At 66.0% G+C, this 20,435-nt stretch carries 23 protein-coding genes; 11 read left to right on the top strand and 12 right to left on the bottom strand.

The window, feature by feature from the left end:
• Position 1: 1 nt before the first annotated feature.
• The 4 genes from ACQPYH_RS27645 to ACQPYH_RS27660 all read right to left on the bottom strand — a co-directional run bounded on the left by ACQPYH_RS27645 (position 2) and on the right by ACQPYH_RS27660 (position 4,216).
• Entirely contained in the window at positions 2-868 is an 867-nt protein-coding gene (locus ACQPYH_RS27645) for an amidohydrolase family protein (protein ID WP_432876930.1), read from the bottom strand.
• The gene (locus ACQPYH_RS27650; RefSeq protein ID WP_432876933.1) at positions 865-1,911 is read right to left on the bottom strand and encodes an enolase C-terminal domain-like protein; all 1,047 of its coding nucleotides are present in this window, start codon (positions 1,909-1,911) and stop codon (positions 865-867) included. Before ACQPYH_RS27650 ends, ACQPYH_RS27645 begins: the two co-directional genes overlap by 4 nt.
• Before the next feature lie 62 nt (positions 1,912-1,973).
• Positions 1,974-3,158, bottom strand: coding sequence for a GDSL-type esterase/lipase family protein (locus tag ACQPYH_RS27655; protein WP_432876935.1), 1,185 nt, complete (start codon positions 3,156-3,158; stop codon positions 1,974-1,976).
• Between the two features lie 14 nt (positions 3,159-3,172).
• Positions 3,173-4,216, bottom strand: coding sequence for a zinc-dependent alcohol dehydrogenase (locus ACQPYH_RS27660; protein WP_432876938.1), 1,044 nt, complete (start codon positions 4,214-4,216; stop codon positions 3,173-3,175).
• A 161-nt stretch (positions 4,217-4,377) separates the two neighbouring features.
• On the opposite strand from ACQPYH_RS27660, the gene ACQPYH_RS27665 reads away from it, so the two are divergent.
• The gene (locus tag ACQPYH_RS27665; RefSeq protein ID WP_432876940.1) at positions 4,378-5,235 is read left to right on the top strand and encodes a hypothetical protein; all 858 of its coding nucleotides are present in this window, start codon (positions 4,378-4,380) and stop codon (positions 5,233-5,235) included.
• 25 nt (positions 5,236-5,260) lie between these two features.
• Positions 5,261-5,401 (top strand): hypothetical protein, encoded by a 141-nt coding sequence (locus tag ACQPYH_RS27670; RefSeq protein ID WP_432876945.1) that lies wholly within the window; start codon positions 5,261-5,263, stop codon positions 5,399-5,401.
• Between the two features lie 20 nt (positions 5,402-5,421).
• Here ACQPYH_RS27670 and ACQPYH_RS27675 read toward each other — a convergent pair whose 3' ends face one another.
• From ACQPYH_RS27675 to ACQPYH_RS27685, 3 genes are read right to left on the bottom strand one after another with little or no spacing between them, the layout of a single operon-like run.
• Positions 5,422-6,447: a LacI family DNA-binding transcriptional regulator gene (locus ACQPYH_RS27675; RefSeq protein WP_432876947.1), complete on the bottom strand. Its 1,026-nt coding sequence runs from the start codon at positions 6,445-6,447 to the stop codon at positions 5,422-5,424.
• 8 nt (positions 6,448-6,455) lie between these two features.
• Positions 6,456-7,406, bottom strand: coding sequence for an FAD-dependent oxidoreductase (locus ACQPYH_RS27680; protein ID WP_432876949.1), 951 nt, complete (start codon positions 7,404-7,406; stop codon positions 6,456-6,458).
• Positions 7,403-9,262, bottom strand: coding sequence for an FAD-dependent oxidoreductase (locus ACQPYH_RS27685; protein ID WP_432876951.1), 1,860 nt, complete (start codon positions 9,260-9,262; stop codon positions 7,403-7,405). The genes ACQPYH_RS27680 and ACQPYH_RS27685 overlap by 4 nt, the downstream gene beginning before the upstream one ends.
• A gap of 420 nt (positions 9,263-9,682) precedes the next feature.
• Between ACQPYH_RS27685 and ACQPYH_RS27690 the strand changes: the two genes are divergently transcribed.
• The 5 genes from ACQPYH_RS27690 to ACQPYH_RS27710 all read left to right on the top strand — a co-directional run bounded on the left by ACQPYH_RS27690 (position 9,683) and on the right by ACQPYH_RS27710 (position 14,313).
• A complete protein-coding gene (locus tag ACQPYH_RS27690; protein ID WP_432876954.1) occupies positions 9,683-10,408 on the top strand; it encodes an ABC transporter permease subunit in 726 nt (241 codons plus the stop codon).
• Positions 10,405-11,298: a carbohydrate ABC transporter permease gene (locus ACQPYH_RS27695; protein ID WP_432876955.1), complete on the top strand. Its 894-nt coding sequence runs from the start codon at positions 10,405-10,407 to the stop codon at positions 11,296-11,298. Before ACQPYH_RS27690 ends, ACQPYH_RS27695 begins: the two co-directional genes overlap by 4 nt.
• 38 nt (positions 11,299-11,336) lie before the next feature.
• Positions 11,337-12,968 carry an extracellular solute-binding protein gene (locus ACQPYH_RS27700; RefSeq protein ID WP_432876957.1) on the top strand — a complete coding sequence of 544 codons (1,632 nt, stop codon included), beginning with the start codon at positions 11,337-11,339 and terminating at the stop codon, positions 12,966-12,968.
• Between the two features lie 664 nt (positions 12,969-13,632).
• A complete protein-coding gene (locus ACQPYH_RS27705; protein WP_432876959.1) occupies positions 13,633-13,881 on the top strand; it encodes a hypothetical protein in 249 nt (82 codons plus the stop codon).
• A gap of 303 nt (positions 13,882-14,184) precedes the next feature.
• Positions 14,185-14,313 carry a hypothetical protein gene (locus ACQPYH_RS27710; RefSeq protein ID WP_432876961.1) on the top strand — a complete coding sequence of 43 codons (129 nt, stop codon included), beginning with the start codon at positions 14,185-14,187 and terminating at the stop codon, positions 14,311-14,313.
• A gap of 251 nt (positions 14,314-14,564) precedes the next feature.
• Here ACQPYH_RS27710 and ACQPYH_RS27715 read toward each other — a convergent pair whose 3' ends face one another.
• From ACQPYH_RS27715 to ACQPYH_RS27725, 3 genes are all read right to left on the bottom strand, one after another.
• Positions 14,565-15,218, bottom strand: coding sequence for a Rid family hydrolase (locus tag ACQPYH_RS27715; protein ID WP_432876964.1), 654 nt, complete (start codon positions 15,216-15,218; stop codon positions 14,565-14,567).
• Entirely contained in the window at positions 15,215-16,798 is a 1,584-nt protein-coding gene (locus ACQPYH_RS27720; RefSeq protein ID WP_432876967.1) for a flavin monoamine oxidase family protein, read from the bottom strand. The genes ACQPYH_RS27715 and ACQPYH_RS27720 overlap by 4 nt, the downstream gene beginning before the upstream one ends.
• Before the next feature lie 160 nt (positions 16,799-16,958).
• Positions 16,959-17,618, bottom strand: a complete 660-nt coding sequence (locus ACQPYH_RS27725) for a hypothetical protein (protein ID WP_432876969.1) — start codon at positions 17,616-17,618, stop codon at positions 16,959-16,961.
• A gap of 226 nt (positions 17,619-17,844) precedes the next feature.
• Between ACQPYH_RS27725 and ACQPYH_RS27730 the strand changes: the two genes are divergently transcribed.
• From ACQPYH_RS27730 to ACQPYH_RS27745, 4 genes are all read left to right on the top strand, one after another.
• On the top strand, positions 17,845-18,291 hold the full coding sequence (locus tag ACQPYH_RS27730) for an Hsp20/alpha crystallin family protein (RefSeq protein ID WP_432876972.1): 447 nt from the start codon (positions 17,845-17,847) through the stop codon (positions 18,289-18,291).
• Positions 18,292-18,389: 98 nt separating this feature from the next.
• Positions 18,390-18,659, top strand: a complete 270-nt coding sequence (locus ACQPYH_RS27735; protein ID WP_432876975.1) for a hypothetical protein — start codon at positions 18,390-18,392, stop codon at positions 18,657-18,659.
• Positions 18,660-18,891: 232 nt separating this feature from the next.
• A complete protein-coding gene (locus tag ACQPYH_RS27740; RefSeq protein WP_432876977.1) occupies positions 18,892-19,164 on the top strand; it encodes a J domain-containing protein in 273 nt (90 codons plus the stop codon).
• A 130-nt stretch (positions 19,165-19,294) separates the two neighbouring features.
• A complete protein-coding gene (locus ACQPYH_RS27745) occupies positions 19,295-19,516 on the top strand; it encodes a hypothetical protein (protein WP_432876980.1) in 222 nt (73 codons plus the stop codon).
• A 9-nt stretch (positions 19,517-19,525) separates the two neighbouring features.
• Here ACQPYH_RS27745 and ACQPYH_RS27750 read toward each other — a convergent pair whose 3' ends face one another.
• Positions 19,526-20,029: a pyridoxamine 5'-phosphate oxidase family protein gene (locus tag ACQPYH_RS27750; RefSeq protein ID WP_432876981.1), complete on the bottom strand. Its 504-nt coding sequence runs from the start codon at positions 20,027-20,029 to the stop codon at positions 19,526-19,528.
• Positions 20,026-20,400 (bottom strand): hypothetical protein, encoded by a 375-nt coding sequence (locus ACQPYH_RS27755; RefSeq protein ID WP_432876982.1) that lies wholly within the window; start codon positions 20,398-20,400, stop codon positions 20,026-20,028. Before ACQPYH_RS27755 ends, ACQPYH_RS27750 begins: the two co-directional genes overlap by 4 nt.
• Positions 20,401-20,435: the final 35 nt, after the last annotated feature.

Consider the following 20,435-nt stretch of genomic DNA (forward strand, 5'->3'; position numbering starts at 1 on the left):
CTCAGGACCGCGCTCGCGCATCGATCAGTCGTTGCAGGGTGCCACCCATGACCAGGCCGATTTCTCGCTCGCTCAGGAATCGGAGCCGTTCGTGCACGACCTCGATCGCCTGCCGCAGGCTCACGTGTTGTGTGCACACTGGAAAGTCCGAACCCCAGACGAGGCGCTCCGGTCCGAACGCGACAGCGAGCCTCGTCAGCAGTGGTCCGGCCTGATCGAACGGGTAGTCCCACGACCGGTCGGTCAGGTAATGGAAGCCAGAGATCTTGAGGAAGACATTGGGAAGCGCCGCCAGCGCGAGCAACCGTTCCTGCTGACCGGCGTCCGAACGATGTCCACTCGGCACCAGTCCTTGGTGGTGGAGCAGGATCGGCAGCCCGGCAACGATGGCCGCCAGCTCGGCGAGACTCTGATGCCACCCGGGCGGCAGATGCAGACTCGCGATCAGGCCGAGCTCCCCCGCGCGCTCGAAGAACGCAAGGCCATTCGCCGACAGAAGCCAGCCGTCGTCCTCTCCTTGCACGTAGTGGGTGAAGCCAACCGGGGCGAGCTCGTCGACAACCGCTTCGAGGCGGTCGACGGCTCCCACGCGATGGTGGTGTTCCGGCGACCAGAACGAATCAACGTCAGCGAAGAACGCGAACCGTTCCGGGTGATCGTTGACAGCCGCCGCGACGTACACATTGTTGTGGGTGTTGTCAGTGCGTGGATCGTCCCGGCCCAGCCCTGCGGCAACCAAGACCGCACGATCTATCGCGTGCGTGTCCATGATGTACAGCAGTGCGTCGATGTTGCCCCGGTTCGGGTCGGGATGTTTGCTGTCATAGGGCCAGCGGGCCCAGGCGTGACAATGCGCATCCACGATCACGAGAACCCCACCGAAGCGGGCTCGATGCCGACGCCGGGCGTTGTTCCCGGCGCCGGCCTGGTCACTCCCCCCGTGCCGAGCCCGACCACGATCTCGGCGAGTGCGCCGGGGCCGGCCGCGCCAAGCAGATGCAGCGCCCACGGTTGTGTGGCGGCGGCGTGCGGAGCGAATCGAAGTCCGTGGTCCTGAGCCACAGCGCCGAGAGTCGCAGCGATGCGCAGACCTCCGCACCAAGTCACATCAATCTGCAGGACGTCGGCGCAGCGCCCGTCGATCAAGCGTAGGCCGTCGCGGAGGCCGAAGACGTGTTCGCCGCCTGCGATCCGTACCGGAGACGTCCGGCGGCGCAGTTCGGCGTACCCCTCGAGATCGTTGGGAGGCAAGGGTTCCTCGATCCAGACGAGCCCGAACCCGGCGGCCGCCTGAGCGAACTCCGCTGCGTAGGGAACGTCCCACGACATGAAGCAGTCGACAGCTATGCCCACACCGTCCGGAAGACGCTCGCGGAGCGTCGCGAGGTCGTTCAGATTGGCTCGGAAGCCGTCCTGGCCGTCGGCAGGCCCGAACCGCGCCGGCCGCTTGACGAGCTCGGCGGCCCGCAGAGTCGACTCCTCGATGCCGTCGAGGGCCTCGACTCCTGCCGCGGTGAGATAGAACGGCAAAGGGGTGCTGCTGCCGCCGAGGAGCCTGACGAGTGGGACTCCGGCACTGCGGGCGTTGAGATCCCACAGCGCCAACTCACAGGCGCTGACTCCCATCGAGGCGATGCCTCCAGCCGCGTACGGCAAGGTCGCCCGGCGGAGTTCCTCCGTGCGCCGAATGACTTCGAGCGCATTGTTCCCGACCAGCAGGGTGCTGAGGTGCTGCTCGATGAGCGCGGCCGTGACCGCACCGCCCCGGCTCTGTCCGATGCCGAAAACGTCAGGCTGGTCGGTCTCGATCCAGACCCAGACCAGGTCGGCTCCCGGTCCGCGCCACGAACTGCGTCGCTCGGCATAAGGGGCGAACCACGACATCGGGCTCGATACCCGTTGCTCGTCCAACCATGTCATCGTCGAGAAGGGCGCGGTCCGAACGGATACGCGCGTGACCGTTGCTGATTCGGTCATGCGACGTGCCTCCTACTATCCGATATCGCTGTGGCCAACTCGGACGCGCCGTCTCCGGCGAGGGCCACGAACCGCTCCCCCATCAGTCGGTATCCCGCGGCGTCGGGATTCAGCCGATCGTGGAGGTGATGACTATCCGACTCACCCAACAGCCGACGGCCATCCAGATAGTGAAGGCGGTCGTCATCGCCACATCGGCGGCCGAGGACCTCGGTGACCGCGTCCCGTACCGCTCCGAGGGTCAGTCGATTGGCGCCGTCGCTTCGAGGCCGCGCTCTCAGCAGACCCTTCGCATCCGGATCGGCCTCAGTAGGACCGACAGTGTTCTCGTGGATGGGGCACGAGATGGGGCTGATGACAACAACCGGCGTGCGTGGATGCCCTTCTCTGACTGTGTCGAGAAATCCGTGCAGGGCCGGGACGAAGGTACGCCGGCTCATCGCGTCACCGTTGACGATGTTGATGCCGACTTTGATCGTGATGAGCTCAGCCGGCAGGTCGCGGATCGTGCGCGCAGTGAAAGGGTCGAGCATCGCGTTGCCGCCGAAGCCCAGATTGGTCAGGTCGAAATCGAGCCCTCGAGCGGCGATCGCTGGCCAGGTGCCGAGCGGGCCGTCCGCATCACCGCAGTGGCTGATCGAACTGCCGTGATGCACCCAGCGGACACGACCGGACGACTGCGCAGGCACCACCGGAGCGGATGCGCTGAACGCGCGCATCTCGACCCACGCAGTATGAGGCAGCCAAACCTGCACACTTCGCGATCGCGTCGAGTTGCCGCCGAGTGAGAGGGATACTCGGGACGGGCCACCGCGAACCTCCTGCTGCCGGCCGCTGTCCAGCCAGATGACCGTGCCGCCGAGAACGGTGACGGAGTGGACCGCCACACCGGCGACCACGGCGGCGAAGATCGGCGGTCTCGCCGTCAGGTTCAGGCCGGCGGCCAGCGGACGGGTGAGGTGCACGTCGAACTCGATCAGTTCAGCCGCTGTCTCGAACTCGAGCCGAACTCCGGACGCCTGCTGCGACATGTTCGTGATGCCTTGGTCCGGAAACTGACCGTAAGCCCAGGCAGGGAGCCGGCATGCCTGGAACCCACCGGCGGTCGCTCGCGTGACCACAGCTCCACGAACGGAGTTCCGCATCAGATCCAGCGACACTTCCTGAAGAACAGCATCCATTGCAGACCTCCCTGTCAGCTGAAATCGACCAGGACTTTGCCCGGCGGACCGTCACCGCTTGCGAGCGTCGTGAAGAGCTTCGGTGCCCGTACCGGGCTGACAAGCTCGGAGATCAGCTTGCCCAGCAACTGCGGGTTCTCCTCTGCCCAGCGAGCTGTGCTCGAGAACTCGTCAGTCGAATAGCAGAAGGCTCCGATGATCGACCTGTCCGCCGTGGACACCGCGAAGGCATCCAGCTCGAGTCGGGGTGCGGCCATGCCGACCAGAACGCATCGACCGCCGACAGCGGTCGCCGAGACCGCAGTGCGCACGGTGACGCCCGATCCGACGGCGTCGATGACTACGTCGGAGCCGGCCGTGCCGGTCACCGCATGCATCGCGGCTGCAATGTCGTCGGCAGCGGGATCCAGAACTCGAAACCCGAGCTCGGTCAGCAGCGAACGTCGAGCGGGCACCGGCTCACTGACCGTCACGGTAGCCGCTCCGAGCCGGTGTGACGCCAGCGCCGCCGCCTGTCCGATCGGGCCGCCACCGAGGACCAGCACGTGGTCGCCGTCGGAGACCTCACCCCGCCTAGCCGCATGGAACCCAACGGCCAACGGCTCGACCAGAGCGCCGTGCAACTGCTCGCCGTGGAAGGGTACGAGGTTGTCCGCCGGTGCTGCGAAGTAGTCCGCAAAGGCGCTGGAGATTGCCGGATCGACACCGATCACCTTGCGCGTAGCGCAGATGTTGGTCCTCCCCTGCCGGCAGCGTGGACACGACCCGCAGGCGAGCGTGGGATTGAGGACCACCACGTCTCCCACCGACAGGCCGGCCGCTTCGGCACAGAGCGAGGCGATCACGCCGACAGTCTCGTGGCCCATCACCTGACCCGGGATGCGCCGTCCGGTCTCTCCCGTGAAGCCGTGCACATCCGATCCGCAGATCCCCGTGGCGAGCACTCGGACCAAGACCTCCTCCGGTCCCGGTTCCGGCACCGGCCGATCGCTCAGCACCATCCGGTCAAACTCCTCGAGCACCAGCGCCCGCATCCCCGGGCCGGAGGAAATCACCATCTCGGTCAACGTCGCCTCACTTCATCTCTTGTCCAGATTCCTCTGGATGTAAGGTTACATCACTGATCAGCAGAGAGGAGCGCCCGATGACCGGCCAAGAACGGCCAAACGAGCAGCGAGGTCCCATCAGCCGCCGTCTGTTACTCGGCGGAGCAGCTGGATTGACGGTCGCTGTTCTTGCCCCCACACCCGCGTCAGCCGCGGCGCCCGTCCGCACTGCGAGCAGGCGCCGACTTGCTGTTACGTGGTTCGGCGACTTCACCCAGCGTTGGTTCCTCACCTACCCGCATGCGAACGGCTTCCTCGCGGGCGGGGAGTACGTCACGATCGCCCACCTCGAGCCCGCCGAGCAGCTCGTCGAGGTCTGGGCGCACGCGGTCGACGGTACGAACTCGACGCTCCTGTTCAGCGTGTCGGCCGACCCGGCGGCGCCGCAGAGCCGTCACCGCTTCATCTATTGGGACGTCCATCTCGAGAGCGGTATCGCGACCTTTGTCCACCTCGACAAGGTGTACAAGGTTGATGCCGGTGCTGCACTCACCAGAGGTGTGCCTGCAACGTCCGAGCTCATCTATCCGGGCACGGGGACGAACCTCCCCGGGCTTACGAGCATCCACCCGGATGGCGGAAAGGTCGCATTCGCCCACGTCACGGGGCCGGCGGTGCCCGGCGTACCTGGGGAGTACTACAGCAAGATCGTCGAGGTCGACCTCGGTACAAGCGTCGCGACCACGCTCGCCACGACTCCGTTCATCACCGATCACGCCCACTACGTGCTGTACGACCCGGACTGGGTCATCTTCGCGCATCAGGGCGGCAGCACCACCGACGAGGTCTGGGGCCGCCACCCCGTACTCGCCCCGACCGGGACGCAGGTCTTCGACCGCTCAAGGCCCGACGGAACAACCTTGCATGCCGATCGCGGGCGGTCGCTATCTGCACACGGACGTGAGCCGCGACGGCACTCTCGCGGTGTGCGACGCTCGCGACGGCGACGCATACTGGCTCGAGCTCGTTGAGATGTCCGGCGCCAACGCACCCGCCGTGATCGCGACAGGGATCACGCAGGGAGCCGCGCATCCGCGCCACCTGCACCCGGTCTTTTCCCCGACCGGCGACCACGTGTTCTTCATCGACTCCGATCCGGTCGCCGGTGGTATCCGCGTCGGCAAGGTGCAGCTCTGATGTGGCCGGATCCTTAGCTTTCAGTCGAGCAGGCTCGGGCCGATTCGCTTCGTTGTGCTTCGCGTGATCAGTCCCGGGGCCGGGCTGGTGATCGTGTACGACTCGCACGGCTCGCCACGGCGCAGCCGCTCGAACAACTCGACGCCCTGATATCCGAGTTCGAACAGGGGCTGGTCCACCGCGGTGATCGCTGGGCGAACTAGAGCGGCAGCTCGATAGTCGAGATAGGCAACGATCGACAGATCCTCCGGAACGCGCAGGCCCGCATCGGCGATGGCCGCCAGCGCTCCGGTCGCGCTGGTCACGTTGTTGATGATCACTCCGGTCGGCAGGTCACCCGATGCGAGGAAGCGCGTCATAGTGGCGTACGCGGCCCTGGGCTCCTGGCTTCCGTAGTAGATGCATTTCTCGTCGAGAGGCAGTCCAACCTTGTCGAGTTCCTGCCTCACACCCTCGAGGCGGCGTAGCGTTCCCGGGTAGTTGCGCTCGCCGCCGAGGAAGCCGATCCGGTGATGGCCGAGCGACAGCAGGTGCCGCGCGGCCAGGGCAGTGCCGCTCCGCTCGTCGAGCCCGATCCACGGCAGGTCCTTGTTGTCTGACACATCCATCAGAACGACCGGTGCCCGGCGCTTGGCGAGTTGACTCAGCACCTCGCCGCTCAGGGTCGACGAGTGCCTGATCAGTGTGCCGTCGACTTGGCCATGGCCGATGATGCGATCGAGCAATTTGCTGCCGGAAACCAGCTGCACCGCGTCCCCCAGCATGACGATGTAGCCGTGCTTCTCGGCACCGGCGTACACCCCGTCGAGAAGTCCTTCGAAGATCGGGTCGCTGATGTGCGGGATGATGACGGCAAGGACGTTGGTCCGCGCGTACCTGAGGCTTCGGGCCGAGTGATTCGGAACATATCCGTGTTCCTCGATGAGACCGAGGACGCGTTGTCTCGTTGTGTCACTCATCCGCACATAGGGACTGTCGTTGATCACAGCCGACACGAGCGACACCGAGACACCTGCGCGCTCGGCGATTTCCTTCAGTGTCACCATGCGACGTCTCACGGCGCCAGGACGTCGATCGCGGCCCGGCAGCCCTGTCGCAGCAGGGACGCGGCGATCGAGTGGTCCTCCAGCGGTACAGGGTTGGGTTCGGACCACAGGCCCGCCCAGGCGAGGCCGGCAACTGAGCAGTCGTCTGGACACAGACGGAACGCGGGAATCTCGACAGGCTCCTCGGCTGTATGGATGAGCTTCAGTGAGCTCAGCGGGCTCAGCTCTCTCATGAGTGCGCCGAGGTCGTCGGCGCGAAGTGGCCCCGGTCGTTCCGCCGCCGCGGGAACTGTGTAGTCGATCGACACCCGCCATTCGCCTGGTCGGTAGGTAGGCCGCACCTCGGCAGACAACCGCATATCCGCGCGAACGCCGAAGTCGTGTGAGATCGCAGGGCGGTCTCCAGCGAACCGCCAGTCCGACCATGGCGCGCCATCGGCATGGAACACGAAGCGCTGCGACCCCCGGTGTTCCGCGAGGTTCACCCGCTGCATCAGTTGACCGGCGATGCGCGCTCGTCGCGATGTGTCGACGACGTGAGTGGCTCGGATGGTCAGATAACCGTTTCTGCTGGCAACCTGAATCCCTTCGATGCGGCCGTCATGGTGGAGGGCGCGAACCGGCCAGACGTGGAAGAGGACGTCGACGCCCGCCTCGGCGAGCAGGTTGTCGAAGACCAGCGCCGCGTACATCGGATCGAAGACCCCGTCGAACCACGCCGAGCCTCGGTACAGACCATCCAGGATCAGGCGGGCCGCGCGTGAGTCAACGGCGAGAGCGACCAGGTCCACGAACATCGCTCGGGCCCGGACAACCTCACGGCCCAATGTCCCGGTGGGATCCACCACGAGAACACGCGAGCCTTCGCCGGCGGCGTGCAGGGCGGCCGCGATGCCGGCGAGACCACCGCCTGCCACTACGACCTCGTACCCGGCCACGTTGAGATACAGGTCCGTCACGCCGCGAGGCCCTTCGTTGCCTGCAACCGATCGCGAAGGATACGACCGTACCGGCGAACGTAAGCGCGTTCGTCCTGCTCGTACCGCGCGCGAATCGGTGAGCCGTCGATTCCGATCAGGTCGAGAAGGTACGAGGCGGTGAGTTCGACGCCCCATCTCATCGAACTGCCCGCGGTGTGGGTGGGTCCGGCCTCGCCCGACCCCTGCACGGTGAAGTCTTCTCCGGTCTGCGGATCCCGGATCATGGTTGCGATCGCTCCGTCGATGTCGTTGTGCTGTCTTTCGGTCAGCTCGTCGGCAACCGCGATGAGGTAGTGGAGCAGGTACAAGACTGCTGGACTGCTCCGCTCGCTCGCGAGCCGCCTGATGGCAGGGTCTGCCACGGCAGCTTCGCCAAGCATTCGCAGTACGATCAGAGCGGCGATCCACCGCGGCTCTGCCATCCCGAGCTCGGGTCCCGGCCTATCTTCATCCCCGCGTACGACGATCTCGACGAGGTGCGGGACGGCCGAACGGTCGCCCAGTAGACCGAGGCACAGCGCCGCGGCGCTTCGGGATGTCGTTTCTGGATCGTTGAGAAATCCGCGCAGCCTGCCGATGCCTGCATCGCCGTACTGCAACAACCACCAGCTGGCGATCGACTCGTCGGGTGTGCCGAGCAGATCCACGAGTACGCCGACCTCGGGCGGCGCCGTCGCCGACCGCAAAGAGCCCGCGAAGGTCCACGGGCGAGCGATATGTTCCAGCTCGTCGCGATCCAGCACACCGCGATCGACAAGCCGTTCCTGCAGCTTGCTGACATCGAGCCGGCGAGGTGGGACCCCCTCGGCGACCGCGTGCGCGGCGGCGACGCCGGCCACCTCACCGAGCTTGTGCATGTCGCGTTGCATCCTGAAGGCGGCCCCGCTGTCCTGGTCCTGAGAGAGTGCGCGGCAACCGACCAGCAGACCCTCGATTCCCCGCGGCAGCAGACATCGGTACGGGATGCCGCAGCCGAACCGGAGCATGCGCAGCCCGAGAATCGCGATCCAGATCTGCGTTGTGTCGCTCTCGTTGGCGAGGTCCCGGGCATGCGTGTCGTGGTGCGAGACGCAGCGCATGACGACGTCAGGGAAGTGGCGGTCGGCCACCAGGTCCGCTTGCGTGAGCACGTAGTCGCCGACGATCCGACGGCCCTCCCGGATGCCGATGCGCGGTCCAAGGGTCAGGTAATGCGTGTCGGTCGGGTTGCGCCCGCGCCAGGCGGTCCGGCGACCGAGACGGTACGCCCGCGAGATATCGCCCGGGTCCGTCGGGTCGACCCACCCGGAATCGAAGTTCGAGAAACTCAGGTAGCCCTTGTCGTCCACGAATCGTGGGACGAGCGAGAACGTGTTCGTCGCACCGTCCCAGGCGCGGCCGAGTTCGAACTGGGCCCCGGCCAGCGCTGCGACGTCACCGTCCCCCGTGCAGTCGACAGTCACCGAGGAGTCGATTCGAACGGTCTCTTCGTCGGTCTCGACGACGACGGCAATCACGCGCCCCGAGTCGAGCACCACATCGGCCACGACGGCCGAGGTCAGGATCGTGACCGAATGCCGCTCAAGGAGCGCGGAAACCACCTCGAGTTTCGACGCCGGATGATATCCGTGGGCCCGGTTGAGTATGCCGGGCACCGCGCGGGCCGCCCGGTCTATCTCCATTTGGAGCCCAGCCGGCGAGCCGAAATAGTAGAAATGCACGCCGGCCCGGATACCGACGCCTCCGATCGAGTCGTCGAGCTCGACGAGGACGACCTTTGCGCCTTCCTGAGCGGCCGCGATCGCCGCCGTCATACCCGAGGTGCCGCCGCCCACGACCGTGACATCTGTTCGCATCGTTCGCACGCTGATCTCCACTCCGGGGGTCTTCTGCCGACTCCGAGTCCTCACTCTAGGTACCGCGACACCCTTGATGCAACCTTACATCTTTGCTACCTTCGCCACGAGCGGAGGCGGAAGCGGCCTCCATCGAGACCATGGGCGGTGCGGTGAATGACTGTCGTGACGAATCGCCGCGAGCGGGCATCGGCCGGGCGGGAACGGGCAGATCCGGGCGGGCGATCGCTGAACCGGATGAGCTTTCGCTCGCGGTGGCGCAGGGACCGGATCCTGCTCCTGCTCGGCCTTCCAGGCGTCGGCGCCGTGCTTCTCTTCCACTACGTTCCGCTGCTGGGAAATATCATCGCTTTTCAGGATTACCAGCCATTCCTCGGAATCACCCGGAGCCCCTGGGTGGGAGTGAGTAATTTCACGATCGTGACCAGTGGCGATCCGGCATTCGTGAATGCGCTGGCGAACACGCTCATCATCACCCTGATCCAGGTGGTCTTCGTGTTTCCGGTGCCGATCGTCCTGGCGGTGGCGCTCAACTCGATGCTCGGCGAGCGGGTGAAACGCGTCGCACAGTCGATCCTCTACCTGCCGCACTTCCTGTCCTGGGTGATCGTCGTCGCGTTGTTCCAGCAGATGCTAGGGAGCACGGGCATGCTCAACACCCATCTGAGGTCGATCGGCGTCGGCACGTTCTCCATCATCGGCGTCCCCGAGCTGTTCAAGGTCCTGATCACGTCCCAGGTGATCTGGAAGGACACGGGATGGGGAACGATCATCTTCTTGGCGGCGCTCTCCCGGGTTGATCCGCTCCTCTACGAGGCGGCCGCGATCGACGGCGCGTCTGCCGTACGCCGGATGTGGCATGTCACGCTGCCTGCCATTCGCGGCGTCATCGTTCTGCTGCTGATCCTGCGGCTCGGCGACGCACTGACGGTGGGCTTCGAACAGATCATCCTTCAGCAGGCTTCCGTCGGCGTTCCTGCGAGCGACGTACTCGACACATACGTGTACAACAACGGGATCCTCGGCGGGAACTGGGGTCAGGCTGCTGCCGTCGGCCTGGTCAAGGGCCTGGTCGGTGTCGCCCTGGTGCTGGGCGCCAACCGGCTCGCCCACGTCTTCGGTGAAAGAGGCGTGTACTCCAAATGACGAACGTCATGCCCGTCTGGATGGGCAGACCGAATCCGTTAGCCGTCGCCGCCCGCGCGATCATCCTGGTCGTGGCCTGCGCTGCTGTCGTCGTGCCCTTCGTCGCCATCATCTCGACGAGCATCTCGACGCAGGAGGGCATCACCGACTCCGGCGGCTTCGTGCTGATTCCGTCGCACGTCTCCCTCGCCGCGTACCAGGCAGTGCTGGCCGGCGGTGTGGTCACCAAGGCGATGGCGGTGAGTATCGGTATCACCGTGGTCGGGACATCGCTCAGCCTGGCCGCCACCGTCGGACTGGCTTATTCGCTGAGCAGGCCGGGAAGCCTCGGGCACAAGCCGATGCTGCTCCTGACCCTGTTCACGTTGCTGTTCAACCCGGGCATGATCCCGATGTACCTGCTCGTCAAGCAGCTGGGGCTGCTCGACTCCTACGCGTCGCTGATCCTGCCGGTCCTGATCAACGCGTTCAACGTGATCGTGATGCGCTCGTTCTTCCTCGAGATTCCCCAGGAACTGGTCGAGAGCGCACGAATCGACGGCGCCGGGGAACTGCGGATCCTCGGGAATATTATGCTGCCGCTCGCGCGGGCCGTGATCGCGGTCATCGGCCTGTTCTACGCGGTCAGCTACTGGAACTCGTTCTTCTCCGCGTTGCTGTACATGAACTCGACCGACAAGTGGCCCATGCAGCTTGTCCTGCGAACGTTCATCGTGAACGAGACACCGATCGGCACCGACGTAGCGGCGACCGGCGCCGACGTGATGCCGCCTCAGCTGTCGATCCAGATGGCGATCCTGGTGCTCTCGATGTTCCCGATCCTCCTGCTCTATCCCTTCCTACAAAAGCACTTCGCCAAGGGGCTCATGATCGGCGCAGTCAAGGGTTGATGCGGTGCGACCGCCCCGTATCCGATGAAAGGACACTCATGACAACCACATTCGATCGCCGCCGGTTCCTGCGACTCGCGGGGGCGGCAGGGCTCGCCGGCGCCGGCTCGACCGCCCTCGGCAGCTGTTCGTCGAACTCGTCCGGGGCAGGGTCGGGCGGAAGCGTGTCGTCGGTCGCACTTCCGACGTACGCCGACAATCGAGTCGTCCCACCCAACCTGGCCGGTGACACTCGCCAGGGCGCCCTGTCGGGATACTTCCAGTACCCGGCGAAGCCCACAGTGCTCTACCCCGAGCCCGTGCTGCAGGCGGAGAAGGTGTCGGTGCTGACTTACAGCTTCGATCCGGTCGCTCCCCGGCTGAGCGAGAACGCTATCTGGCAACAGATCAATGCGCGCATCGGCGCCCAGGTCGACATTACCTACACACCGTTCGCCGACTATCCGAACCGCTTCGCGACGACGATCGCCGGCGGATCCATCCCGGACATCGTCACGGTGCGAGCACCACAGCAACAGATGCCGGCAATGCTCCGTGCGACCTTCAGCGATCTGACCGGGCATCTCGCCGGAGACGCGGTGAAAAAGTATCCGAACCTCGCCGGACTACCGACCCCCGCCTGGCAGGAGACGGTCTTCGGCAACGCGATCTGGGGCGTTCCCGTTCCCCGCTCACTGGTCGGCAACGTGCTCTATGTCAGAGGCGATCTGATCGAGAAGGCCGGCGGCACCACGACGCCGGCCAACTACGCCGAGTTCGTGGAGACCGCGGAGCTGCTAACCGACGAGCGTCACGCGCGGTGGGCCTCCGGTGACGTCATCGGGTTCTTCGCGTTCATCCTCGGAATGAACCGGGTTCCCGGCACCTGGATCGTCGAGGGCGAGACGTTCAAGAGCGCCTACGAGATGCCGGAGTACGAGCAGGCGCTGACGGACATGCGGGACCTGGTGAAGAGAGGGATCTTCCATCCCGACGCCGCCGCCTCGGCCAACACCCAGCGGAACGAGTGGTTCCTCCGCGGCACCAGCTCGATGGTGCTGGCCAGCTACGGCGGCTGGAGCAAGTTCGCCACCTGGGGGGCCGAGGTCGACGGTTTCGAACTCGCCGGGATGATCCCGCCGGGCCGCGACGGGGGCAAGGGCAGCCACCAGCGGAGCAAGCCGGTCGACGCGTTCGCCGCCATCGCCAAGCAGAAGGACGACAGCCGGGTCGAGCGGCTGTTGCACCTGCTCGACTGGCTGTGCGCCCCCTTCGGATCCCGCGAATACCTCGAACGCACGTACGGCGTCGCAGGACAGACCTACGCCCTCAAGGGAACCGACCCCATCCTCAACAACCAGGGATCGAACCAGGCACTCGTCCCGTTCGAATACCTCGCCAGCTCCCCCGTCGCGCTCTACCAACCCGGTGAGCCGGCCTCGGTGAAGGCGCGCTTCGACTACCAGACCGCCGCACTCAAGCTGATCACGCCGGATCCCACCTCGGGGCTGTACTCGGCGACCGACTCGTCGAAGGGCGCCACCCTGGCAAAGCCACTGTCGGACCTCTCGACCGAGATCTTCTTCGGCCGGCAGCCGGTCTCAGCCTGGAAGAACGCAGTCCGGACCTGGAAGAGCGGCGGAGGCGACGTAATCGCAGCGGAGTACACCGACGCGCAAGGCCAACGGTGAGATGTCAGCTCCGGCGGATCGGACTCGAGACATCGCTGAAGCCGATCCGGAGCTGGGACCAGACGGATCTCGAGGAGACCTCGTATGGTGTTCGCCCAGCGGCGCCGATCGTCGAGGCCACCGAGTCGCCGACCGCAGCGAGATCCTCGAGTGGGACCTGCATCTCGGCTTTGCCTACGGCGATTGCGCCTTCCCGAGATGGCCCAGATGGTTTCAGTTGAGCCTCTCTACCGAAGCGGCGAGGGTGTCGAGCACTCAAATCGTCGAGGCACAGATCACCCGAACCGCCCCGAGTTCGGTTGACTCGCGGGGTTTGGTGGTTCGGGCCGCGAGTGCGACCGACGCAGGCGACTAGCGGCGGCCGGGACCACGTCGTGGCCCTCGGCGACGCCCCGCAGCCATTCCCCGCGGCCGAGGAGCACGGTTGCCGGAAGGTAGGGCGATCAAAGCCATCGGGAAGACGAAGGTGAGCGAGAGGAATCCCCGTCCGCAGCGGGCCCCGAACCAGAACCAACACCGGCCACACGCACTAGGTAAAGCCACTGCCACCGCGCTCGACGGGGCCGGCCGCACCGCTCGCCAGATCGCCTACCAAACTCGGCATAGCCAAGGTCTCCCCGCCGATTCTGGACGGGGCCGCGCAGCTCGTCACCGTGGCTGAGTCGTGGGCTCCGACATCACCAATGTGGTGCGCGAGTGCGTGGCCACCGGCCGGTTCGGGGCGGCCGCGCACGGTCTACCTGGCGGCCGACCACTGCGTGGCGGCGTCGGAGTACATCAAGGACTCGTCGTTACCTCAACGGCGACCCTCGACGCCATGCACGGCACGGCTTTCGCACAGCGGTGCCGTGAGCGGATCGCCATCTCCTACCCGGCGGTCGACGGCCGCAGGGACGCCGACCATCGATCGTAGCTGTTGTACTCCCCTGCCCCCGCCGCACCCTCATGGTGCAGCAGATCGTTCACCAAGTCAGACGGCATCTCTTCGTCAGGCACCACTCCAGACTCTCAGTCTCCCTCGAGACCAGGAAGGCGACAGGTCAATTCCGCGGCACAGCACCTACGGGCACGAGGCCAGTAGCACCTCGCTGTGCGATCGGGAACTGCGCGTTCCATCAATCCTGGTGGAACTGGGACAGAGGTTCTCCGGGGAGGTCGCGATGGCCGTGCCACCGAACCGGCAACGCCCGGGTCTGATGGCGGAGTCTGGCGCCTGATGCCGACACAGCCACCACCGGCCGGCCGGCAACGCGCGGGCGTTGTGGAGGTCCGCGGGGACCGATTCGTACGCCACCGCAACGACCTCACCACAGCCGACGTCGAGACCTGGCCACCGGCCGGGTAGTTGCCTGGACCAGCTCGGGACAGATCATCGATCGATACCGAAAGGCTCGGCGGTCGGGACGGCTCCGTTGAGTCCACCCGTCGACAGCAGTCGACCGGGACCGGCCGCGGTGGCGGCGGCCGGTCCGGGGTCTGTCGTCTGGGATCGGTCTGGTGGCGAGCGCCTGGTCCGGGTGAGTACGGAAGAACCGCGTCACGTTCGCGACGGCGTTGCCCGTCTGTGCGGGCCCCTCATGTCCAGCTCCTCACCGCTCAGTGTTGCGGGTAGGCCGCGTCGACCTCCACCTCGACGAGCCACCCGGAGACGGGCAGGTTCTCGATTTCCAGTGCGAAGCGAGACGGCCGCGACTTGTTGATCACGAACGGCTTGGCGGGTGGCGCCGTACCGAGCGGAACCGGGACATAGGCACCGGTAGTGAGATCGGTGTTCGCGAAGTACTGCCGGTACGCGCGATTCCAGCCTGCGAAGTCGGCCGTCGCCGCACCGGCGGGATTCTGCAGGAAGACCCGCATCGTGTGGACGTCGGAGTAGGACAGTCCAACAGCCGCGAGGTTCTCCCCGATACGCCGGAGCACGTTGATGCCTTGGGCCTCGGTGATCGTCACCCCGGAGGGCAACGCAGCGCCGGGGAAGATCGCGGTGTCTACGTACGACGCCTCGGAGCCGGCCGGGGCGCCGGTGTTGAGAGCCGAAGGCCCGATCCCGCTCGTCTTGTAGACCGGCGTGTTCGCCCCGATCCCGACGCCGGTCGCGATCATCGGGTTCGACTGGCCGGCAGGCAACGCCGGCACGACGGTCCCCGGCTTCGGCGGCCTGGGCTTGTCCCACCAGCCGGCCGCAGTACCGGCACCCGCCGTGAACGACACCACCAACGCCACCGCCCCAGCGAGCAGACGTGTTCTCATCGGCTCGCCACCACCCGGTCGTGCAGCGCAGAAACCGTCGCCCTCGCCGAAGTGATCGCGCCGTGCTGCCAGGCGATGACGTGGGACAAATGGTCCCCGGCGAAGTAGATGTTGCCGGTGGCATCGAGCAGCCGGGCGTAGATCCCGTCGGTCTGGGACGGCCAGCTGACCCAGGACGCCTCGGAGTACTTGGTGCCCAGCCAGTTCACCGAGAACGCCGCCTTCACGTCCTTGGTGTACACGTCACCGTGCATCTCGGCGCCTTGCATCAGCGCGCGTTCCAGTCGCGCCGCCGGCGTCAGAGTGCCGTACGCGTTCGCGTTCGCACCGGTGTTGTAGTAGCCGATCACGGTCCCGCGCTCGCCGTGGAAGTTGTACGACGGGTACCAGGTGTTGACCGTGTCGAGGCTGCTGTTGGTGATGCCGCCGTAGATCTTGTGGTCTTCCTCCCACCAGCGGCGGCCGTACTCGATGCCGATCTTGCCGGCGTTCGTCGGTCGGGCGTACTTGAGTGCCTCGATGATCGGCGCCGGCAGGTTGGACGGCACCTTCGCGGCCAGGTGCGGCGGCAGGGTGCAGATGGCGTAGTCCGCGGTGAGCATCCGGGTCCGCGTCCCGTTCGTGTACGTGACCTCGACGCCGGAACCGGTGTTCTTCAGCCCGGTCACCTCCGCGCCGTACCGGATCTTGTCCTTGCCGATCGCGCGCTCGAACGCGTACGGGATCCGATCCATGCCGCCGACCGGCTGGAACATCATCATCGCCTGGTCCCAGCCGAACTCGAACGAGAAGTAGTTCCCGACGCCGCTGGCGAACACGTCGCTCAGCGCGTACGGCGCGGCCGTCGTACCGCCCTCCAACCCGGCACCCGGCTCGACCGTGTAGCCGCGGCGGCCGTCGGTCCCGGTGTAGGCGAAACCCGCCGCCTTGTTCCCGATCGAGCCGAAGCTGCCGAGGAAGCCGATCAGCGCTTCCTTGTCGGCCGCCGTCAGCCGGCCGTCGAGCGCACCCTGGTCGGCGGCCGTAGCGAGCAACTCGGCGACGTAGCCGTACACGTCCGCCTTGGCGGTGCGATGCCGGATCGCCTTGTTCGAGAGGGCAGTTGAGCCCTCGCGGTACAGGTACGCATCGGCGTTCTGGTTGACGAACGGCTCGATCGCGACGCCCAGCTCGCGGCAGTACTCGAGCGTCACGTGGTGCTGCGGCAGCCGCGCCGGCCCCGCATTCATGTACTGGCCGGGCGAGAACGTCGCACGCTGGGTATTGCCGGCCAGATCGGTCTCGACCGTTCCACCACGGACGGTCCAGTTGCGGCCGCCCGGACGATTACGGGCCTCCAGCAACGTGACCTTGTAACCGGCCTTCAGGAGCTCGTACGCCGAGGTCAGCCCGGCGATCCCGGCGCCGAGGATGACGACGTGCTTGGCACCGCGGCCGGTCAGGTCAGACTGTGACGGAGCGGCGTACGCGGGAGTCTCGGCGACACCCGTCAGGCCGAGCGCCGACATCGTGGAGTACAGGACCCCGGCCCCACCGGTGATCCCGACCTGCTGCAAGAACTGACGTCTGGTCTGCGCCATGCCTTCTCCTCACTGGGCAACTCACTGGGCATTTGAGATTGCTGACCAGAAAGCTAAGGAGACGGTGTTGTCGTGGCGTGTCAGGAGCGTAACGAGTTAACGCTCGTACCGACAGGTATGTTTCGGCTTAACGAACATGTCAGAGCAGCGCGCTCGACTGTCAGGCCAATCCGGTGGTTCGGCGGTCCAGGTCAGCCGCGCGGACCTGGTCAGCCGCGGCCGCCAACGCCGAGACCTGGCCGGCCAACGACGGGTACGTCGCTCTGAGCACGGAGCCGGCCTCGAGCAGCGGCGCAACGAGTTCGGCAGCGTCATTGTTGCCCAGGGCATCAGTCACTCTGGAGACAAGTGAAGAGCGTTCAATAGCGCCGTCCCTACCACCTGTGGCCTCGCCGTCGGGCAGCGCCGCGATCTGACCGGCCAGGCTGCGTAGCTCAGCGGCGTTGTCTCTTGCCCATCCTGCTACCGCGCGGTCGCCCGATCGCTGGTCGCGTGTGGCGCGCATCCGCTGATCACGCGTTGTGGTCCGGGCTCCGGAAAAGTCGCGTTGCATCCGCAGATAGCGTGATTCGGCGGCCTGCCGGCTGGACACTCCGAGGGCGGGAGCCAGGTCGGTCCAGGTCACACCCCGGTCGCGCGCAGCCGCGATCAAAGCTGGTTCCCACCGCGCAAGACAAGCCCGCAACCGGCGGACCTCGGTCAAGGCGACCAGAAGCCGATCGGCTCCGATCGCCACCTCGTCAACGGTCCCCTCGTGCCCGCCCGGAGACAATGCCGGGCCCGCCGCCTCGAGACGAGCGACGGCGCTCTCCAGCAGCATCAAGAGATCCCTCGCTGATGACGCGTCGGGCTGCGGCGGCACAGTCGTTGGCTGTTCTTCTCGGCGTTGCGGCACCAGTCCTCCAGGCCCGCGAGATTGTCAACGGAATCTTGGCAACACCTCTTGTCATCGTTTCGATGACATGCTATATCGGAAGTGGTGCTGAGCACCACACAGAACGCGAAACAGGTTCATCTGCAAGGACCCACAGGAGGTGCAGACCAAGATGTTGATCCGAACCGATCCGTTCCGTGAGCTGGACCGTCTGACCCAGCAATTCTTCGGGGGCACCAATAGTCGGGGCACCTGGTCGCGGCCGAATCCGATGCCGATGGACGCCTACCGCGACGGTGATCAGTACGTGGTCGCGTTCGACCTGCCAGGCATCGCGGCGGACGCGATCGACCTGGACGTCGAGCGCAACGTCCTGACAGTGAAGGCCGAACGGCGTCCACCGGAGGTCGGCGAAGACGTCGAGATGCAGGTGTCAGAGCGGCCGCTCGGCGTATTCTCCCGACAGGTGCTCCTCGGCGACACCCTGGACCCGGACCGGATCGAGGCTTCGTACGACGGCGGCGTGCTGACGCTCCGCATCCCGATCGCCGAACAGGCCAAGCCGCGCAAGATCGCCATCACGAACGCCGACGCAGAACACAAGCAGATCGACGCCTGACAGGCCGTCGTACTGGCGTGCTGGTACCTGCGGATCCGCCGGGATCCGCGAGCAGCACAGTGCGATCGGCGAGGCGCGCGATGAGTTGGTGAGTGCCGATGACCGAGACAACGATGACTCCAGGCGCAGTCGATCAGCTCGACACGTTCTGGGACGTCGTCTGTGACGACCCCGAGATGCTGCGTGCCGAGTTCGACGACCTGATCGCTACGTCCTGGGACGACTCACCGCCCTCACCGCCGACCCGGCCGCGACGACCGGAGCCCAAACCTGGGCCGTCGCGGCCACCGGCGCCGGCACCCAGTCGGTCCCTCACTCGCCGCCCGCTGCGAGACGCCGAGGCCAGGCAGCGTGGCCCTCCGAGGTGACCCGACTCAGTCGGCTATACGCGGACTCTGACGTGAAGGGGGTGATGCACCCAGACACGACCCACGCGAATGAACGAACGAGGGGCCGGCGATGTGGTCGCTTGCGACCCGCATCCAGCAGACCGCCACATCGCCCCGTCCCACTGACCCCTCCAGCATTCTCGGCTCGGCTGAAACCAACCGATTCACCTACCGGTTCCCGATCTGACCGCGACGCTCTCCGGGACGAGTCATGAAATCGCCGGGGCAAAGCGATCTCTACAAGGTTCTCGGAGTAGCCGCGGACGCCGATGCGCACCAGCTCGACCAAGCATTCCGAGCACTGGCCCGTCGCCACCATCCCGACGCGCAGCACCAGGAAATCGACCAGACAGGTGAGAACACCAGCGAGCCGCCGCTGCGCGATAATCAACATTTCCAGGAGATTCTGGCCGCCTACGCCGTACTCCGCGACCCCGTGGCTCGCACGGCCTACGACACGCGAAGGGCCACATGGCCCGCGTAACACGCTCTGCGCAGACCGAATCGGCCGCCGCGGCGACGGACCGGTCATCGACAGCATCGCGCAGTCCTGAGCCGCCCCTTCGGGTCGGCCCCATTCACTGGACACCAGCCACCCCTCGACGGGAGTCGCCATGAACTTCCATGCGGACGCGGCTGCCGATCTCCTGGCAACTGCCGCACTGCCAACCCTCGACGGCCATCCCAACACCGCATCGATCGAGATGGCAGGTGTACACGCGACGCTCGCCCTGGCCGAAGCCATCAACAATGCGTCCCAGACGCTTGCCATCGCCGTAGCGAGACTCGAGACCCACCGAGCCAACGAACACACGTCCGCGCACTCAGGGGCCTGATCACGCGAATCACGATCCCGACAGGTCGACGGTCTCGTTCTCGGCCGGGAACTCGTCGGGATCGCGGGCGATCGCCGCACGGGCCGCACCGAGCAGCCTGACGACCTTGCTGCTCGGGCCGGACCAGTACTCCGCGGTATCGGCGTGCACCTTGAGCAGAACCATGCCGGGCGACTTCGGCCCGTCGGGGAACCAGGCCTTCAAGGGCGTCGACCACAGTTCCTCGGCCTTCGCCGGGTCGATCACGATCTCGACGGTGCCCGCTATCGAGGTCCACTCGCTCTGCTTCGGGTTCGAGAAGGACACGTTGACCTGTGGATTCGCCCCGATCTCGCCGACCTTGTCCGATTCGGCGTACGCGAAGAACCAGAGGTCACCGTCGAACTCAACCTCCTGGACGGCCATCGGGCGCGCCACGTGCTGACCGTCCGGCGTCATCGTCGTCAACATACAGATCCTCGCCCGGTCAACGAGCTCCGCGACAGTCGTGGCCGAGTCCTTGCCTTCAGTCATGCGCCTTCGTCACCTTCCGTTTGTCGGTTTGCCGGCCAGATACCCGCCGCGGCCAGAAATTCACAGACGCCAGGATCGGCAGCCGTCACCTCTAACCGGCAACTAGCCGCCCAGCAACGTCGCTGAGCCACATCCACCAGGTGGTGCAGTACGTCGTGATCGGCCGCAGCGACAGTCGCCTCGACAGCCAGCACCACACCAGCAGTCGCCCTGTCGCAAGCGTCCAACAGCAACTCTTGCGCCATCGCCGAAGCCGCCTCGGAAAACGATCCGTCGATCACGACGCGCATCAGCCCGGCGCCGCTCTCCAACCTGACCTCCGTGGCCGGCGCGGTAGTTCGCTCCTGGGCGGAACCCCCAACCATCGTCATCTTCCAGACCTCCGTCAGACAGCAGCACACCGCTC

It is taken from the genome of Kribbella sp. CA-245084, from assembly GCF_050942355.1.
Lineage (GTDB): Bacteria > Actinomycetota > Actinomycetes > Propionibacteriales > Kribbellaceae > Kribbella.

Excerpts from the sequence above, each read along its gene's own strand:
- ACQPYH_RS27745 (WP_432876980.1), top strand. The coding sequence starts at position 19,295 with ATGAACTTCCATGCGGACGCGGCTGCCGATCTCCTGGCAACTGCCGCA.
- ACQPYH_RS27750 (WP_432876981.1), bottom strand. The coding sequence starts at position 20,029 with ATGACTGAAGGCAAGGACTCGGCCACGACTGTCGCGGAGCTCGTTGAC.
- ACQPYH_RS27685 (WP_432876951.1), bottom strand. The coding sequence starts at position 9,262 with ATGCGAACAGATGTCACGGTCGTGGGCGGCGGCACCTCGGGTATGACG.
- ACQPYH_RS27755 (WP_432876982.1), bottom strand. The coding sequence starts at position 20,400 with ATGACGATGGTTGGGGGTTCCGCCCAGGAGCGAACTACCGCGCCGGCC.
- ACQPYH_RS27725 (WP_432876969.1), bottom strand. The coding sequence starts at position 17,618 with ATGCTGCTGGAGAGCGCCGTCGCTCGTCTCGAGGCGGCGGGCCCGGCA.
- ACQPYH_RS27695 (WP_432876955.1), top strand. The coding sequence starts at position 10,405 with ATGACGAACGTCATGCCCGTCTGGATGGGCAGACCGAATCCGTTAGCC.
- ACQPYH_RS27710 (WP_432876961.1), top strand. The coding sequence starts at position 14,185 with ATGCCGACACAGCCACCACCGGCCGGCCGGCAACGCGCGGGCGTTGTG.
- ACQPYH_RS27655 (WP_432876935.1), bottom strand. The coding sequence starts at position 3,158 with ATGGATGCTGTTCTTCAGGAAGTGTCGCTGGATCTGATGCGGAACTCC.
- ACQPYH_RS27675 (WP_432876947.1), bottom strand. The coding sequence starts at position 6,447 with ATGGTGACACTGAAGGAAATCGCCGAGCGCGCAGGTGTCTCGGTGTCG.
- ACQPYH_RS27715 (WP_432876964.1), bottom strand. The coding sequence starts at position 15,218 with ATGAGAACACGTCTGCTCGCTGGGGCGGTGGCGTTGGTGGTGTCGTTC.
- ACQPYH_RS27730 (WP_432876972.1), top strand. The coding sequence starts at position 17,845 with ATGTTGATCCGAACCGATCCGTTCCGTGAGCTGGACCGTCTGACCCAG.
- ACQPYH_RS27735 (WP_432876975.1), top strand. The coding sequence starts at position 18,390 with ATGACCGAGACAACGATGACTCCAGGCGCAGTCGATCAGCTCGACACG.
- ACQPYH_RS27700 (WP_432876957.1), top strand. The coding sequence starts at position 11,337 with ATGACAACCACATTCGATCGCCGCCGGTTCCTGCGACTCGCGGGGGCG.
- ACQPYH_RS27720 (WP_432876967.1), bottom strand. The coding sequence starts at position 16,798 with ATGGCGCAGACCAGACGTCAGTTCTTGCAGCAGGTCGGGATCACCGGT.
- ACQPYH_RS27660 (WP_432876938.1), bottom strand. The coding sequence starts at position 4,216 with ATGGTGATTTCCTCCGGCCCGGGGATGCGGGCGCTGGTGCTCGAGGAG.
- ACQPYH_RS27740 (WP_432876977.1), top strand. The coding sequence starts at position 18,892 with ATGAAATCGCCGGGGCAAAGCGATCTCTACAAGGTTCTCGGAGTAGCC.